Source organism: Salipiger mucosus DSM 16094, assembly GCF_000442255.1.
Taxonomy (GTDB): domain Bacteria; phylum Pseudomonadota; class Alphaproteobacteria; order Rhodobacterales; family Rhodobacteraceae; genus Salipiger; species Salipiger mucosus.
The window spans coordinates 599,115-612,255 of sequence record NZ_KE557273.1; the positions used below are offsets into that span (position 1 = coordinate 599,115).

General features: G+C 68.1%; 17 protein-coding genes and 1 tRNA gene. 12 read left to right on the forward strand and 6 right to left on the reverse strand.

The window, feature by feature from the left end:
- The first annotated feature begins 42 nt into the window (after window positions 1-42).
- The 4 genes from SALMUC_RS03020 to SALMUC_RS03035 all read left to right on the forward strand — a co-directional run bounded on the left by SALMUC_RS03020 (window position 43) and on the right by SALMUC_RS03035 (window position 4,629).
- Complete coding sequence (locus SALMUC_RS03020; protein WP_020039548.1) at window positions 43-417, forward strand: response regulator transcription factor; 375 nt, start codon at window positions 43-45, stop codon at window positions 415-417.
- Window positions 414-710, forward strand: coding sequence for a hypothetical protein (locus tag SALMUC_RS03025; RefSeq protein ID WP_020039549.1), 297 nt, complete (start codon window positions 414-416; stop codon window positions 708-710). The genes SALMUC_RS03020 and SALMUC_RS03025 overlap by 4 nt, the downstream gene beginning before the upstream one ends.
- Complete coding sequence (locus SALMUC_RS03030) at window positions 707-3,388, forward strand: ATP-binding protein (protein ID WP_020039550.1); 2,682 nt, start codon at window positions 707-709, stop codon at window positions 3,386-3,388. The genes SALMUC_RS03025 and SALMUC_RS03030 overlap by 4 nt, the downstream gene beginning before the upstream one ends.
- A 95-nt stretch (window positions 3,389-3,483) precedes the next feature.
- Window positions 3,484-4,629 carry a FliM/FliN family flagellar motor switch protein gene (locus SALMUC_RS03035; RefSeq protein ID WP_020039551.1) on the forward strand — a complete coding sequence of 382 codons (1,146 nt, stop codon included), beginning with the start codon at window positions 3,484-3,486 and terminating at the stop codon, window positions 4,627-4,629.
- A gap of 10 nt (window positions 4,630-4,639) precedes the next feature.
- Here the strand turns inward: SALMUC_RS03035 and SALMUC_RS03040 are convergent, their stop codons facing one another.
- From SALMUC_RS03040 to SALMUC_RS03055, 4 genes are all read right to left on the reverse strand, one after another.
- Window positions 4,640-5,071 carry a protein tyrosine phosphatase family protein gene (locus tag SALMUC_RS03040; protein ID WP_020039552.1) on the reverse strand — a complete coding sequence of 144 codons (432 nt, stop codon included), beginning with the start codon at window positions 5,069-5,071 and terminating at the stop codon, window positions 4,640-4,642.
- Between the two features lie 10 nt (window positions 5,072-5,081).
- A complete protein-coding gene (locus SALMUC_RS03045; protein ID WP_020039553.1) occupies window positions 5,082-5,519 on the reverse strand; it encodes a DUF6691 family protein in 438 nt (145 codons plus the stop codon).
- Between the two features lies 1 nt (window position 5,520).
- Entirely contained in the window at window positions 5,521-5,946 is a 426-nt protein-coding gene (locus SALMUC_RS03050) for a YeeE/YedE family protein (protein WP_020039554.1), read from the reverse strand.
- A 119-nt stretch (window positions 5,947-6,065) separates the two neighbouring features.
- The gene (locus SALMUC_RS03055; protein WP_084513905.1) at window positions 6,066-6,929 is read right to left on the reverse strand and encodes an MBL fold metallo-hydrolase; all 864 of its coding nucleotides are present in this window, start codon (window positions 6,927-6,929) and stop codon (window positions 6,066-6,068) included.
- Window positions 6,930-7,063: 134 nt separating this feature from the next.
- On the opposite strand from SALMUC_RS03055, the gene SALMUC_RS03060 reads away from it, so the two are divergent.
- Window positions 7,064-7,390 carry a TraR/DksA family transcriptional regulator gene (locus SALMUC_RS03060; protein WP_037370989.1) on the forward strand — a complete coding sequence of 109 codons (327 nt, stop codon included), beginning with the start codon at window positions 7,064-7,066 and terminating at the stop codon, window positions 7,388-7,390.
- A gap of 19 nt (window positions 7,391-7,409) precedes the next feature.
- The gene (locus SALMUC_RS03065; RefSeq protein WP_020039557.1) at window positions 7,410-7,622 is read left to right on the forward strand and encodes a hypothetical protein; all 213 of its coding nucleotides are present in this window, start codon (window positions 7,410-7,412) and stop codon (window positions 7,620-7,622) included.
- A 158-nt stretch (window positions 7,623-7,780) separates the two neighbouring features.
- Here the strand turns inward: SALMUC_RS03065 and SALMUC_RS03070 are convergent, their stop codons facing one another.
- Entirely contained in the window at window positions 7,781-7,996 is a 216-nt protein-coding gene (locus SALMUC_RS03070) for a hypothetical protein (protein WP_020039558.1), read from the reverse strand.
- Between the two features lie 132 nt (window positions 7,997-8,128).
- Here SALMUC_RS03070 and SALMUC_RS03075 point away from each other — a divergent pair, with 132 nt between their 5' ends.
- The gene (locus tag SALMUC_RS03075) at window positions 8,129-8,380 is read left to right on the forward strand and encodes a DUF2312 domain-containing protein (RefSeq protein WP_020039559.1); all 252 of its coding nucleotides are present in this window, start codon (window positions 8,129-8,131) and stop codon (window positions 8,378-8,380) included.
- An 11-nt stretch (window positions 8,381-8,391) separates the two neighbouring features.
- Here the strand turns inward: SALMUC_RS03075 and SALMUC_RS03080 are convergent, their stop codons facing one another.
- Window positions 8,392-9,273, reverse strand: a complete 882-nt coding sequence (locus SALMUC_RS03080; RefSeq protein WP_020039560.1) for a hypothetical protein — start codon at window positions 9,271-9,273, stop codon at window positions 8,392-8,394.
- A gap of 83 nt (window positions 9,274-9,356) precedes the next feature.
- On the opposite strand from SALMUC_RS03080, the gene SALMUC_RS03085 reads away from it, so the two are divergent.
- The 5 genes from SALMUC_RS03085 (at window position 9,357) to SALMUC_RS03100 (ending at window position 12,954) form a co-directional block, all read left to right on the forward strand.
- The gene (locus SALMUC_RS03085; RefSeq protein ID WP_020039561.1) at window positions 9,357-11,006 is read left to right on the forward strand and encodes an ABC transporter permease; all 1,650 of its coding nucleotides are present in this window, start codon (window positions 9,357-9,359) and stop codon (window positions 11,004-11,006) included.
- A gap of 49 nt (window positions 11,007-11,055) precedes the next feature.
- Window positions 11,056-11,131, forward strand: a tRNA-Thr gene (locus SALMUC_RS03090).
- Window positions 11,132-11,194: 63 nt separating this feature from the next.
- Window positions 11,195-11,710, forward strand: coding sequence for a DUF6538 domain-containing protein (locus tag SALMUC_RS31640; protein WP_342663007.1), 516 nt, complete (start codon window positions 11,195-11,197; stop codon window positions 11,708-11,710).
- Window positions 11,710-12,114: a hypothetical protein gene (locus tag SALMUC_RS03095; RefSeq protein ID WP_020039562.1), complete on the forward strand. Its 405-nt coding sequence runs from the start codon at window positions 11,710-11,712 to the stop codon at window positions 12,112-12,114. The genes SALMUC_RS31640 and SALMUC_RS03095 overlap by 1 nt, the downstream gene beginning before the upstream one ends.
- Before the next feature lie 264 nt (window positions 12,115-12,378).
- Window positions 12,379-12,954 (forward strand): hypothetical protein, encoded by a 576-nt coding sequence (locus SALMUC_RS03100; RefSeq protein ID WP_020039563.1) that lies wholly within the window; start codon window positions 12,379-12,381, stop codon window positions 12,952-12,954.
- The last annotated feature ends 187 nt before the right edge of the window (window positions 12,955-13,141 follow it).

Sequence of the window (13,141 nt, forward strand, 5' to 3'; positions counted from 1 at the left end):
ACGGGGCCGGGGAGGATCGGCGCCGACGGTGAGGGGATTTTCATGTCGAAGCACGTTCTGCTGATCGAGGATGAGCCGAATATCATCGAGGCGATCAGCTTCATCCTGACCCGCGAGGGTCTGAGGGTGGAGACGCATACGGACGGGACGACGGCGAACGCGCGCCTGCGCGAGCGGCAGCCCGACCTGCTGATCCTCGACGTCATGCTGCCGGGCAAGAGCGGCTACGACATCCTGCGCGAGCTGCGCGAGGAAGCCGCCACCGCCAACCTGCCGGTGCTCATGCTCACCGCGCGCGGCCAGACCCGCGACCGCGAGATGGCCGAGCGTGCGGGCGTGAGCGCCTTCATGTCCAAGCCCTTCTCCAACGCCGAGATGCTGGAGATGGTGCGCAGCCTCGTGACCTCGCGGGCATGAGCGACCAGGTCGACGCGCCGCGCAAGCCGTCGGTGTTCCTCGAACGCCAGTCCTACCGCCGCCGCCGGATCATCGACGCCGCCCGCGTGCTGCCGCTGCTGGGCCTGCTGCTCTGGCTGATCCCGCTGCTTTGGACCGACGAGGGCGTCGCGGGCGTGCGCTCCTCGACCGCGATCGTCTATCTCTTCTCGGTCTGGCTGGTGCTGGTGGTCCTGTCCTGCGTGGTCTCGACCGCGCTCGCCTTCCGCGACGGCCCGCAGTCCCCGCCGCACGATGACGAGGCGGCGCAATGAGCATGCTCAACACGCTGATCGCGGTCTGCGCGGCCTATGCGCTCTTCCTCTTCGCCATCGCCTTCGCCGCCGAGCGCGTGGCCCTGCGCGGGCGCACCGGCTGGCTGCGCTCTCCGGTGGTCTACACGCTCTCGCTCTCGATCTACTGCACCGCATGGACCTTCTACGGCGCCGTGGGCTCGGCCGTGCGCTCGGGGTTCGAGTATCTCACCATCTACCTCGGCCCCTCGCTGGTGCTGGTGGGCTGGTGGTGGATCCTGCGCAAGCTGGTGCGCATCGGCCGGGCGCAGCGCATCACCTCGGTCGCCGACCTCATCTCGTCGCGCTACGGCAAGTCGAACCTGCTCGGCGTGGGAGTCACCATCCTCGCGGTGGTCGGCACCACGCCCTACATCGCGCTGCAACTCCAGTCGGTCACGCTCAGCTTCGAGGTCTTCGCCGCCGGCGACATGGCCGCGGGCGAGGAAAAGGGCCACACCGCGCTCTGGGTCGCGGCGGGGCTCGCGCTCTTCACGGTGATCTTCGGCACCCGCAACCTCGACGCCAACGAACGCCACAACGGCGTGGTCATGGCCATCGCCGTCGAGGCGGTGGTCAAGCTCGCCGCGCTGCTGGCGGTTGGCGTCTTCGTCGTCTGGGGCGTCTCGGGCGGGGTCGAGCAGACGCTGGCGCGCATCGACGCCTCGGCGCTCGGGCGCTGGCGCATCGACGGCGGGCGCTGGGCGGGGCTGATGCTGCTCTCGGCGGCGGCCTTCCTCTGCCTGCCGCGCATCTTCCAGGTGTTGGTGGTCGAGAACGACGACGAGACCCACCTGCGCACCGCGAGCTGGGCCTTTCCGCTCTACCTCGGACTCATGAGCCTCTTCGTCGTGCCCATCGCGGTCGCGGGGCTCGACCTGCTGCCGCCGGGCTCGAACCCCGACCTCTTCGTGCTGACCGTCCCGCTCAGCCAGGGCCGCGACGGGCTGGCGATGCTGTCGTTCCTCGGCGGCTTCAGCTCGGCCACCTCGATGGTGATCGTCGCGGCCATCGCACTCTCCACGATGGTATCGAACCACGTGGTGATGCCGCTTTGGCTGCGCTTTGCCGAACCCGGCGCCACGGTTTCGGGCGACGTGCGCAACGTGGTGCTGACCTCGCGCCGGCTGTCGATCATCGGCGTGGTGATGCTGGGCTACCTCTACTACCGCCTCTCCGGCGGCGGCGCGGCGCTCGCGACCATCGGCCTCGTCAGCTTCACCGGCGTCGCGCAGGTGCTGCCCGCCATGCTGGGCGGCATCTTCTGGCGCGGCGCCACGCGGGTGGGGGCGCTCACCGGGCTGACGCTGGGCTTCGGCTGCTGGGGTTACACGCTCTTCCTGCCCAGCTTCGGCCCGGGCGTCTTCCTGCCCGAGGCGTGGATGGTGCACGGACCCTTCGGCCTCTCCTGGCTGCGGCCTCAGGCGCTCTTCGGGATCGGCGGGATGGACCCGCTGCTGCATGCGCTCTTCTGGTCCATGGCCCTCAACACCGCGGGCTTCGTCGCGGCCTCGCTCGCCAGCTTCCCCACGCCGCTCGAGCGGCTGCAGGGCGCGCAGTTCGTGCATGTCTTCGACCACTCGCCCAGCCCGCGCAGCTGGACCGGCGGCGCCGCGCAGGCCGAGGACCTGATGATCATGGCGCAGCGCATCCTGGGCGCGCCCGACGCCCGCGCGCTCTTCGAGCGCGAGGCGCGGCGGCAGGGGCTGCACGGCGGGCTGCCCGATCCCACGCCCGGCTTCCTCGAGACGCTCGAGCGTGAACTCGCGGGCTCGGTCGGCGCGGCGACGGCGCATGCCATGGTCGGCCAGATCGTCGGCGGCATGTCGGTCTCGGTCGAGGACCTCATGGCCGTGGCCGACGAGACCGCGCAGATGATGGAATACTCCGCCCGCCTGCGCGCCCAGAGCCAGGAGCTCGCCCGCACCGCCGCCCAGCTGCGCGAGGCCAACGCCAAGCTCACGCGCCTGTCGGTTCAGAAGGACGCCTTCCTGAGCCAGATCAGCCACGAGCTGCGCACCCCCATGACCTCGATCCGCGCCTTCTCCGAGATCCTGCGCGACACCGAGGGCCTCGCCCCCGAGGACCAACACAAGTATGCCTCGATCATCCACGACGAGGCGATCCGCCTGACCCGTCTGCTGGACGACCTGCTGGACCTCTCGGTGCTCGAGAACGGGCAGGTGAGCCTCAACCTGCGCGAGGGGCTGCTGTCGGACGTGCTCGATCGCGCGGTCGCCGCGGCCGCCGCCGACGAGACCGGCGCGCGCCTTCGGATCGAGCGCGACCCGGCCGCCGAGCAGGTCTGGCTCAACACCGACCTCGACCGGCTGAGCCAGGTCTTCATCAACCTTGTCGCCAATGCCCGGAAGTACTGTGATGCCGTACGACCCGTACTTGAGATCCGGGTGTCGGCGGGCGAGGAGGTGGTCATCGACTTCATCGACAACGGCCAGGGCATCGGCCGCGAGGCCCGCGACATGATCTTCGAGAAATTCGCCCGCGTGAGCGATCAGAAGGCCGGCGGCGCGGGGCTGGGACTGGCGATCTGCCGGCAGATCATGGTCCGGCTCGGGGGCAACATCTCGTATCTGTCTGGGCAGCCGGGCGCAGCATTTCGCGTCGTCCTGCCCGCGAACATCGCGCTCGCCGCGCAATGAGCGGGGCCGGGAAACTGCCCTGATCTAAAGCCGTTGGTAACCAAATCCGGCCATAAGCCCGGGGGAAGCCCCCCTCGCAACAGGCAAGAGATCGGATGGGAGACGCGGCGATACAGGATGTCCTGGGCCAGAAGGCGACCGCCGCCCGGCGGGCGCTCGAGGCGCGCGCGATGTCCCCGGCCAAGGCCCTCCGCCGGGCCCTGTCGCGCACCGCCGACGTGCTGTGGGATCTTGCGCTGGTCACCCACGGCGTCAGCCAGGAGATCCTCGATCAGGACGGGGTGATCGACCTTTTACCCCATGATTCCCTGCTCTTGCTGCTCGACGGGCCCGAGGGCGCCATCGGGCTCGCCGCCGTCGACCGCGAGGTCATGACCGGCCTGATCGAGGTGCAGACCATCCTGCAGGTCACGCAGATGCCCATCGAGGATCGCGCGCTCACCCAGACCGACGCGGCCATGATGACACCGATGATCGACGGCACGATGGAGCGATTGGCGCGCTACCTGCAGGAGCATCCGCTCTGCCCCCAGATCGAGGGGTATCGCTTCGGCGCCATGATCGAGGACGCGCGCGCCGCCGGCCTCCTGCTGGATGCCGCCGGCTACCGCGCGTTCAGGGTGTCGGTCGACCTCGCGCTGGGCCGGCGGCGGGGCGAGCTGATGTTCATCCTGCCCGAACGCCCCGAAAACGGGGCGCGCGGGGCAGAGGTGGACAGCCCCGGCGAGCCCGGCCCGCACGAGGCCCGGATGAAGCTGCTGCCGGTGCGCATGGACGCGGTGCTCTGCCGGCTGACCCTCTCGCTGCGCGAGGCCGAGGCGCTGCGCCCCGGCGACCTGCTGCCCCTCCCGCCCGAGGCGTTGCAAGGCGTCCTGCTCCATGCCGCAAGCGGAGAGGCGGTGGCGGGCGGCCGTCTCGGCCAGTTGAACGGGATGCGCGCCGTGCGCCTGACCTGGCCTGAAGGGGCGGGTGACGGCGAGGCGGGGCAATCCGGTGCGCGGCCGGAGGAGGAGCCGAGCGGCGCCGGATACCTCTCCGCCGTGCCGGAGGCGACGGCAGAGGAGGCGCCGTTCCCGTTCGACAATCAGGAGGATGTGGCGGAGGAGGCCATGGCGGCAGACCTTCCGGACCTGCCGCCGATGGAGTTCGATACGGGGGATTTCGGCTTCGACGCCGAGGCCGGAGACGACCTCGGCGATTTCGACTTCGCTGCCGCGCCGCTCGACCCCGAGCAGGAATGAACCGCCGGGCTCAGCCCGCCTGTTCGGCCAGCTTGTCCAGCGTCGGGCGCAGCCCGCTCAGGTCGTAGCCGCCGCGCGCGCCCGCCGCGACGATCTCGTCGGTGGGCATCTTGCCGGCCTGGCCCATGGCCCAGATGATCGTGCTGCGGGTGCCCGACCGGCAGTAGGCCAGAACGGGGCCATTGGCCTGCTCGATCAGCTCGGCGTGGCGTGCCACGTCGTCGAGCGTCAGCGACTCGTTGGTCATGGGCACGGCGGCAAAGTCCAGCCCCGCGCCCCGCGCCGCTGCCTCGATGGCGGCGGCCTGAAGCTCGGGCGGGTTCTCGGCATCCGGCCGGTTGCAGATGATGCGGGTGATCCCCGCATCGGCGATGGCGGGCAGGTCCCCGGCCTCGATCTGAGGCGCGACGTAGTAGCCCGGTGCGATCTGTTTCAGGTCCATGCCGGCAGATTTATTCCGCCGGCACCGGCTTGTCGAGCCGCGCGCGCAGAAACGGCGCGATCGCCATCCCCGTCAGCATGGCTGCCAGAAAAATGAACAACCCGGCTCCGCCATAGCTGATCGCGGCGATGGAGGGGCCAGGGCAGAGGCCCGCCAGCCCCCAGCCCATGCCGAACATCACCGAGCCCAGCACGAGCTTGCGGTCGATCTCGGTCGAGGGTTTCGGCGGCATCGGCGTTCCCAGCACGGAGCTGCGCCGCCGCTGCGCCACCAGCCAGGCCAGCGCCATCGGGATCATCGCGCCGCCCATGACGAAGGCCAGCGTGGGGTCCCAGTTGCCGAAGACGTCGAGCCAGCCCTGCACCTTGGTGGTGTCGGTCATGCCCGAGACGAAGAGGCCGGCGCCGAAGAGGCCCCCGGCGACGAAGGCGAAGATCAGTCGTGCCATGTCAGATGACCCCCAGCAGGTGGCGGAAGAGGACGACGCCCACGCCGCCCGTGACGATGTAGACCGCCGTGGCGGCGAAGCCCCGCAGCGAGAGGCGCGACATGCCGCAGACCCCGTGTCCAGATGTGCAGCCGTTTGCGATCCGCGTGCCCAGGCCCACCAGCAGGCCGGCGGCCACCAGCACCGCGATGTTGTCGGTGATATGCGTGTTCACCTCGCGGTAGATCGGCGTCAGCACCACGGGCAGCAGCGCGACGCCCACCAGGAAGGCGAGCCGTTCCCATTTCGTGTTGCCGGCCGAGCCGTCGATCAGCCCGCCGATGATGCCCGAGGCGCCCATGATCCGCCCGTTGACCAGCAGGTAGGCGGCGCCGCCGCTGCCGATCAGCAGGCCGCCGACCAGCCCCCAGATCCAATCCATTTCCATGTCGCGCGTTTCCCTTGTTCAATAGCTGTCTTGCCGCGCCGAAGCGCGGTGCGCCCCCGGTTCGCGGCGGGGGCGCGGTCTTGTTCGGTTGTCCGCTGCGGGGCCGGGGCCCCGGTGGCTCAGAGCTTGTTCACCGGCACCTTGAGAAAGACGTCGCCCTGGTCGTCCGCGGGCGGCATCCGGCCGGCGCGCATGTTGACCTGCAGCGACGGGATGATGAGCTTTGGCATGGCCAGCGTCGCATCGCGTTCGTCGCGCATGCGCACGAATTCCTCGGCCGACTTGCCTTCGCCCACGTGGACGTTGAGCGCCTTCTGCTCGCCCACCGTCGTCTCCCAGGCGTAGTCGTCGCGGCCCGGCGCCTTGTAGTCGTGGCCCACGAAGATCCGCGTCTCGTCGGGCAGGGCGAGAATCTTCTGGATCGAGTTGTAGAGGGTTTCCGACGACCCGCCGGGGAAGTCGCAACGCGCCGTGCCGAAGTCGGGCATGAACAGCGTGTCGCCCACGAATGCGGCGTCGCCGATGACGTAGGTCAGGCAGGCCGGCGTGTGGCCCGGCGTGTGCAGCACGTCGCCGCGCAGCTGGCCGATGTGAAAGCTGTCGCTCTCCTTGAACAGCGCGTCGAACTGCGAGCCGTCGCGCTGGAACTCGGTGCCCTCGTTGAAGACCTTGCCGAAGGTGTCCTGCACCACGGTGATGCGGTCGCCGATGCCGATCTTGCCGCCCAGCTCCTGCTGGATATAGGGCGCGGCCGAGAGGTGGTCGGCGTGGACGTGGCTTTCCAGCAGCCACTCGACCTTGAGATCATGGTCCTTGACGAAGGCGATGATCGCGTCGGCCGATCGCGTGTCGGTGCGGCCGGACGAGTAGTCGAAGTCCAGCACGCTGTCGACGACCGCGCAGGCGCTGCCCGAGGGGTCCTTGACGACGTAGGAGATGGTGTTGGTAGCCTCGTCGAAGAAGGCGGTGACTTCAGGTGACATCATGAGCGGATCCTCCGTTTCGAGAGTCATATATGAAATAATGAATGTATGTTCAAGGATTCGTTTCGATTGACATGCGTCAAGGCCGAGGGCCTCGCGGCGCGGCATGGTCGGGCCGGAAATACGGAGGAGTCATGTCACACGAGGCGAGAAGAAGGGCCTTGCTTGCGCGGCTGGAGGAGCTTGGCGGACGGCTCGACGAGATCGAGCAGTCCCTCGAGCAGCCGCATTCGAAGGACTGGGAGGACAACGCGACCGAGCGCGAGGGCGACGAGGTCCTCGAGGGGCTCGGCGTGAGAAGCCGGGGCGAGATCGCCCGGATCAGGGCGGCCCTGAAACGCATTGACGAGGGTGAGTACGGGTATTGCGTGAACTGCGGAGAGCCGATTGCCGAGGCGCGGCTCGACGTGCTGCCCGAGGCGGCGCTCTGCGCCAGATGCGCGGGCGGCCGGACCGCCTGAAACGAGAGGAGATGAGGAAATGACCGACATTCTGAACCGCCGGATCGAGGAAATCGAAGTCGCCATCGAGGCCACCAGTGGCGCACACCGCGAGAGCCTGATGCGGGAACTGGAGCGCGTGGTCGCGGAACTCGAGGCGCAGGGCGGCAAGGCGTCGTCTTCGGCCCAGGCACGTCTCGACGCCGAATGCGAGGACCGGGTCGAGGAGAATTTCGACAACATGCCGATCTGACCTCCGGTCCCGCCGAAGTCCCGCCTTCCCGTCCAACGGGTGACATCGCGCGCGACGCGGGCGATACGAACCGGGTGCGCACTGTTTCGGTGCGCGCCCGGGGCAGGCAGGAACGGGCTTCGCTTCGAGGACCTGGAGACGCGAGAGGCGGGCAGGGCTCAGCCCAGGAAGATCCCGAGGATCACCATCATCAGCCCGATGACCGAGAACATCAGCGCGGCCATGTTCACGGGCATGACGCGCTGGACGACCGCGCGCAGCGCCTCGTCCTCGAGCCCCGAGCGGCGCGCGCGCCAGACCCGCGCGATGCACCAGACGAGCCCCGCGAGGCCCGCGACCGAGATGGCCGCCCCCAACCAGATGAGCCACTCCATGGTGCGCCAATCTCCCTTCAATCCGCAGCGTGGCGTAATCCATCGCCCCGCGTCCGGCAACCCCTTGCCCGGCGCCGCGCCCGGCGCTAGTCAGTCGCGACCGATCGCAGCAGATACGGGCAGGAGGCAGATATGCAGGACGATGGCGGATACGGCGTCGCAGCCGGCGAGCTGAAGCAGTTCATAGAGCGCTTCGAGCGGCTCGAGGCCGAGAAGAAGGAAATCGCCGACCAGCAGAAGGAAGTCATGGCCGAGGCAAAGGGCCGCGGCTACGACACCAAGGTCATGCGCAAGGTCATCGCCCTGCGCAAGCGCGAACCCGACGACATCGCCGAGGAAGAGGCGGTGCTCGAGATGTACAAGTCGGCCCTCGGCATGGGCTGAGGCCCCGGCGCTCAGGGCGTGAGCAGGCTCACGCCCGGCATCCGGCCGATCTCCCAGACGTCCTCGTCGTAGAGCTCGGTCAGCATGTCGACATAGGCCGAATCCCAGCCGGGCAGGTCGAGCTCTTCCTCGACGGCCTCGTCCAGCGCGTACTTGTCGAGGAAGGCCGCCATCACGCGCCGCTTCTGCGGCTCGGTGATCTCGGGGTTTTCCTTCAGGAAACCGCGAAAGCGCGTCATGCCCTCCGGGCTGATGATCTCGGCCAGCAGGTCGAAGGCGCCGGTGATCTTGCGGCTCTCCTCGACCCCGGCCATGGCCCGGATGATCCGGCCCCAGATCAGCGGCGTGTCCTCGTTGCACCAGGTGGTGACCGGCACGTCCGGCAACTCGGCCCGGATGCGTCCGATCAGGTCGGACCAGCGCAGGTGCATCGGGTCGGCCCCGCCGAGGAACTCCTCGAAGCTGGGCACCGGCGTCGCGCGGAAAGTCGCGGGCAGCCATGTCGCGAAGTCGCGCAGGCCCACGAAGATCTCCAGGTCGTCGCCCCCGAAGAGCTGCTGCACGCCGCGCAGCCGCCGCTCGGTCCGGCGGTAGAGCTTGCCGCCGCTCAGCGCCTGCTTGGGCACCGAGAGCAGGGTCTCGTGGCTCAGCACCAGCCGCGAGACGTTCTCGGGGTCGTCGTCGAGGATCGCGTCCAGCAGGACCTCGCGTGCGTCGGCGGCCGGTGCGCCGTCTTCGAGCGAGTGCATTGCCTCGCTCAGCAGCCTGCGGTATCGGCTGGGTCCGGGGATCGCCACGCCGTCCCCGCGCAGCGCCTCGGCGTTGCGCAGCAGACCCTTGAGCAGCCTGTCCTCGTCCGTGCAATGGACCCCGATGTGAAGAACGACCTTCATCGCCAGCCTGCCTTTCCTGCCCGGTGCGGGACTATACGCGCCTCGGGGGGGAAGGAAACCGCCTTGCGCCGAAAGGCCCGCGGATGAGCCTCGCCGACCACAGCGGCGGCCTCCGGGTCGCCTGGCCGAGCCCCTGGTCTCTGGGGGCGGCGGCGATCGCGCTGGTGGTGTTGGCGCCGATCTGCGCGGTGATCTGGATCGCGCTCTTTCCGACCGACAACATCTGGCCGCACCTGCTCTCGACGACCCTGCCGCGCTACCTGCGCAACACGCTGGTGCTGATGGCGGGCGTGGGCGTGCTGTCGGGGGCGGCTGGCTCGGGCGCGGCCTGGCTGGTGTCGCGCTACCAGTTCCCGGGGCGCGCCTGGCTGGAATGGGCGCTGCTGCTGCCGCTCGCGATCCCGGCCTACGTCGGGGCCTACGCGCTGGTGGACCTGCTGGAATACGCCGGTCCCGTGCAGGGCGCGCTGCGCCAGCTCTTCGGCTGGCAGACAGCGCGCGACTACTGGTTCCCCGAGATCCGCTCCATGGGCGCGGCCATCGTCGTGCTCTCGGCGGCGCTTTACCCCTACGTCTACCTTCTGGCGCGCAACGCCTTCCGCGAGCAGTCGGCTTCCTCCGAAGAGGTGGCCCAGTCGCTGGGCGCGGGCGCGCTGGGCCGCTTCTGGCGCGTGGGCCTGCCGCTGGCACGGCCGGCCATCGCCGCCGGCATGGCCATCGCGATGATGGAAAGCGTCAACGATTTCGGCACCGTCGACTACTTCGCCGTGCAGACGCTGACGACCGGCATCTTCTCGGTCTGGCTGCAGAGCAACAACGCCGGCGGCGCGGCGCAGATCGCTTCGACCGTGCTGGCGCTGGTGATCCTGCTGGTGCTGCTGGAAAAGGGCTCGCGCCGGCGGATGCGCTTCTTCAACCTTTCCTCGCGCCATCGCCCGGTGCCGCGCGCGCCACTTTCGGGCGCCGCCGCCTGGAGCGCGACCGCCGCCTGCGCCGTGCCCTTCGCCATGGGCTTCCTGCTGCCGGCGGGGGTGATCCTGTCGCATGCGCTCGACAATGCCGAGACCTGGGCCGACCCCGCGCTCTGGCGCGCGGTCTGGCACACCGTGACGGTGGGCGGCGTCGCGGCGGTGCTGACCGTGCTGGGCGGCGTCTTCCTGGTCTACGGCGTGCGGCTCTCGGGCCGCGCGCTGCCGCGCCTGCTGCTGCCGGCCACGACCATCGGCTACGCCGCGCCGGGCGCGGTGCTCGGCGTGGGCATCCTGATCCCGCTGGCACGCCTCGACCACGCGCTCGCCGATGCTGTCGAGGCCGCGACGGGCCATGACATCGGGCTCGTCATGACCGGCTCGGCCTTCGCGCTGGTGCTGGCCTACTTCGTGCGCTTCTTCGCCATCGCCCAGGGCGCGGCGGATGCGGCGATGGGACGGGTCTCGCCCAACCTCGCGCTCGCGGCGCGCTCGCTGGGCCGCAGCCAACGCCGCACCCTGACCGAGGTCTACTACCCGCTCATGCGCGCCTCGGTGGCCTCGGCGCTGCTGCTGGTCTTCGTGGACTGCGTCAAGGAACTGCCCGCGACGCTGCTGCTGCGGCCCTTCAACTACGAGACGCTGGCCACCCGCGTCCACGACCAGGCCTCGCTCGAGAACCTCGGCGGCGCGGCCCCGGCGGCGGTGCTGGTGATCTGCGTCGGCCTGCTGGCGGTCGGGATGCTTGCGCGGGCGAACCGCTAGAACGGGCTTGCGCCGAGGTGCCGCTCTGGCATATGCCCCTTGCAACGGTGCCCCTATAGCTCAGCTGGTAGAGCAACTGATTTGTAATCAGTAGGTCGGGAGTTCGAGTCTCTCTGGGGGCACCAGTTTCCAAAGGTAAGCCGCTGTTTTCCCTCAGCTTCAACACGAGCTGAGCCGAGGCGTAGACCATGCTGGAGACCAAGACCGCCGCTTACACATTCGTGAAGCAGGGCATCTACTACTTCTCAAGACGCGTTCCGAGCGACCTGAGACACCATTACACGACACCGCGAGTCATGTTTTCGCTTCGCACCAAATCCGTTGCCGTTGCAGCGTCCAGGGCAACACGAGCTGCGCAGAAGTTGGACGAGCATTGGTATCACCTGCGCATTCAAGAGGTAGAACTTCCGGGGAAGCACCTACTCCGCTCTGCACCTGGTCAGGCAGTCGCGTCCAACTCGGGAAGCGTTCGGCCAGCCGAAGACGCTGTGAGCCTTAGTGAAGCCGTCGCTATCTACCTTCGGCTGAAGGGCAAAAACCGTCCTGTGACCTTCCACCGTGCCGCCGAGCGATCCTGCGGCTACGTCATCGACTCTTGCGGCGATAGGGCCATCACGGCCTATACCGAGACACGCTGCCTCGAGACCTCGCTCCGATGGTTGTCCTCGACGCGTCAGGACGCTGTCGCGAGACTTACACCCTGATGGAACAGGAGCGAGGCAACCTGGAGCGACTGCCGTCCGCCGTGAAGGACTACAGTAACCTGAGGATCAACCTCTGGTCCAAGCCGTGGCGTTCTGCCGGAGCGACAAAGCTGCCAGGGTCCATTCAGAAGGCGCTGGAAGTGATCGATCAGTGGGACCACGAGGGCTTCGGCGACGGGATCGTCTTCGCAGAGGTGGCGGAGAAGATCGGGATGCCCCGGAAGGACTTCAACAAGCGCGTCGCCAGGGACCCACGCTTCAAGCAAGAGCTGGCCCAGCGCGGCTATGACGAGGTCACGCTCCCACGGCAGAGCAAAAGGGGGCACAGGTCTGCCAAGGGCATCGCCCGGACTGCACCGGCCTCCGCCTTCGCTCCTGACCCCGAGGCCTCCTACACCGTCTGAGAGCCTCCGGACCTTTTGGGGGTCAGATATCTGAGCGGCTTATTACTAAGGCGTGCGCTCGGCTTTCCCCCCATCACCCCTGGCGCCCTCCATCTCCTGCGAGGGCATTCGGTGCCACCATTGCCGCAACCAACGCTAAGGCTCGAGTTGCGCACGAGACCTCCAGTTGAGGTTCAACTTCCAGCCCCCACCGAACGCCGGTCTGCGGACCCTCCACCGGTAGCCGCCGATTTCGTGTGCGTTCAACTGAGACCAAGGACAATCATGCCCGACACCAACACCCTGACGGACCTTCTCGGTGAACCACGTCCATCGATCATCAGCACCTGGGACATCGTTGTTACGCCCTCGCTCTCCGTGAGTCTTGCCCGGGCAGAAGCCGAACAGCCGGAAGATGTGAACGATGGCTTGGTCCACGCTGTAACGTCGCCTGGCCGCATCGCCTACGCTCTCGGAGAGATAGCGACCCTGAAGGCCAACCTCAGCGAGCAACAGGAGCGCTTCATCAGATGTGCGGCCTACCGTTCACCACACGAAGCTGTCCTCGAAGGCCAGCCATGGCTCGAGCGAGCGCTTGAGGGCCACACCCGCTACCGGGACACTCTCGCCCCCTTCATCTGGCGTTCCATCAACACCTCCACAGCCACGGACTGGGAGATCGCGGAACGGATTGGCGAACCACTACGGCTGGTCAAGCAAGCTCGTTTGGTGAAAAACGCTCTGATAGGCCGTGGCCTGCACCTTCCTGCATCCTGGTGCGAGGCTCTGGACCTGGCGGCACACAAAGCACCCGAAGCCTTCAGCCGCACTCATGCCATACGTCGTCAGCAAGCCACCTAAACCGTAGACCATTCCGTAGACCATCCGGTGCCTGTTGACGCCGGGTGGTCGATGCTCATACCCCTTGTTTTGCTGAAGGGAAGACCCGAAAGGGTGCCTGCAACGGGAACCAAACCAAGCCCCCCGCTCTCTGGGGGCACCAGTTTCTTCGAACGTTCCGCGCTCCGGCAGACCCGCAACCCCTGCA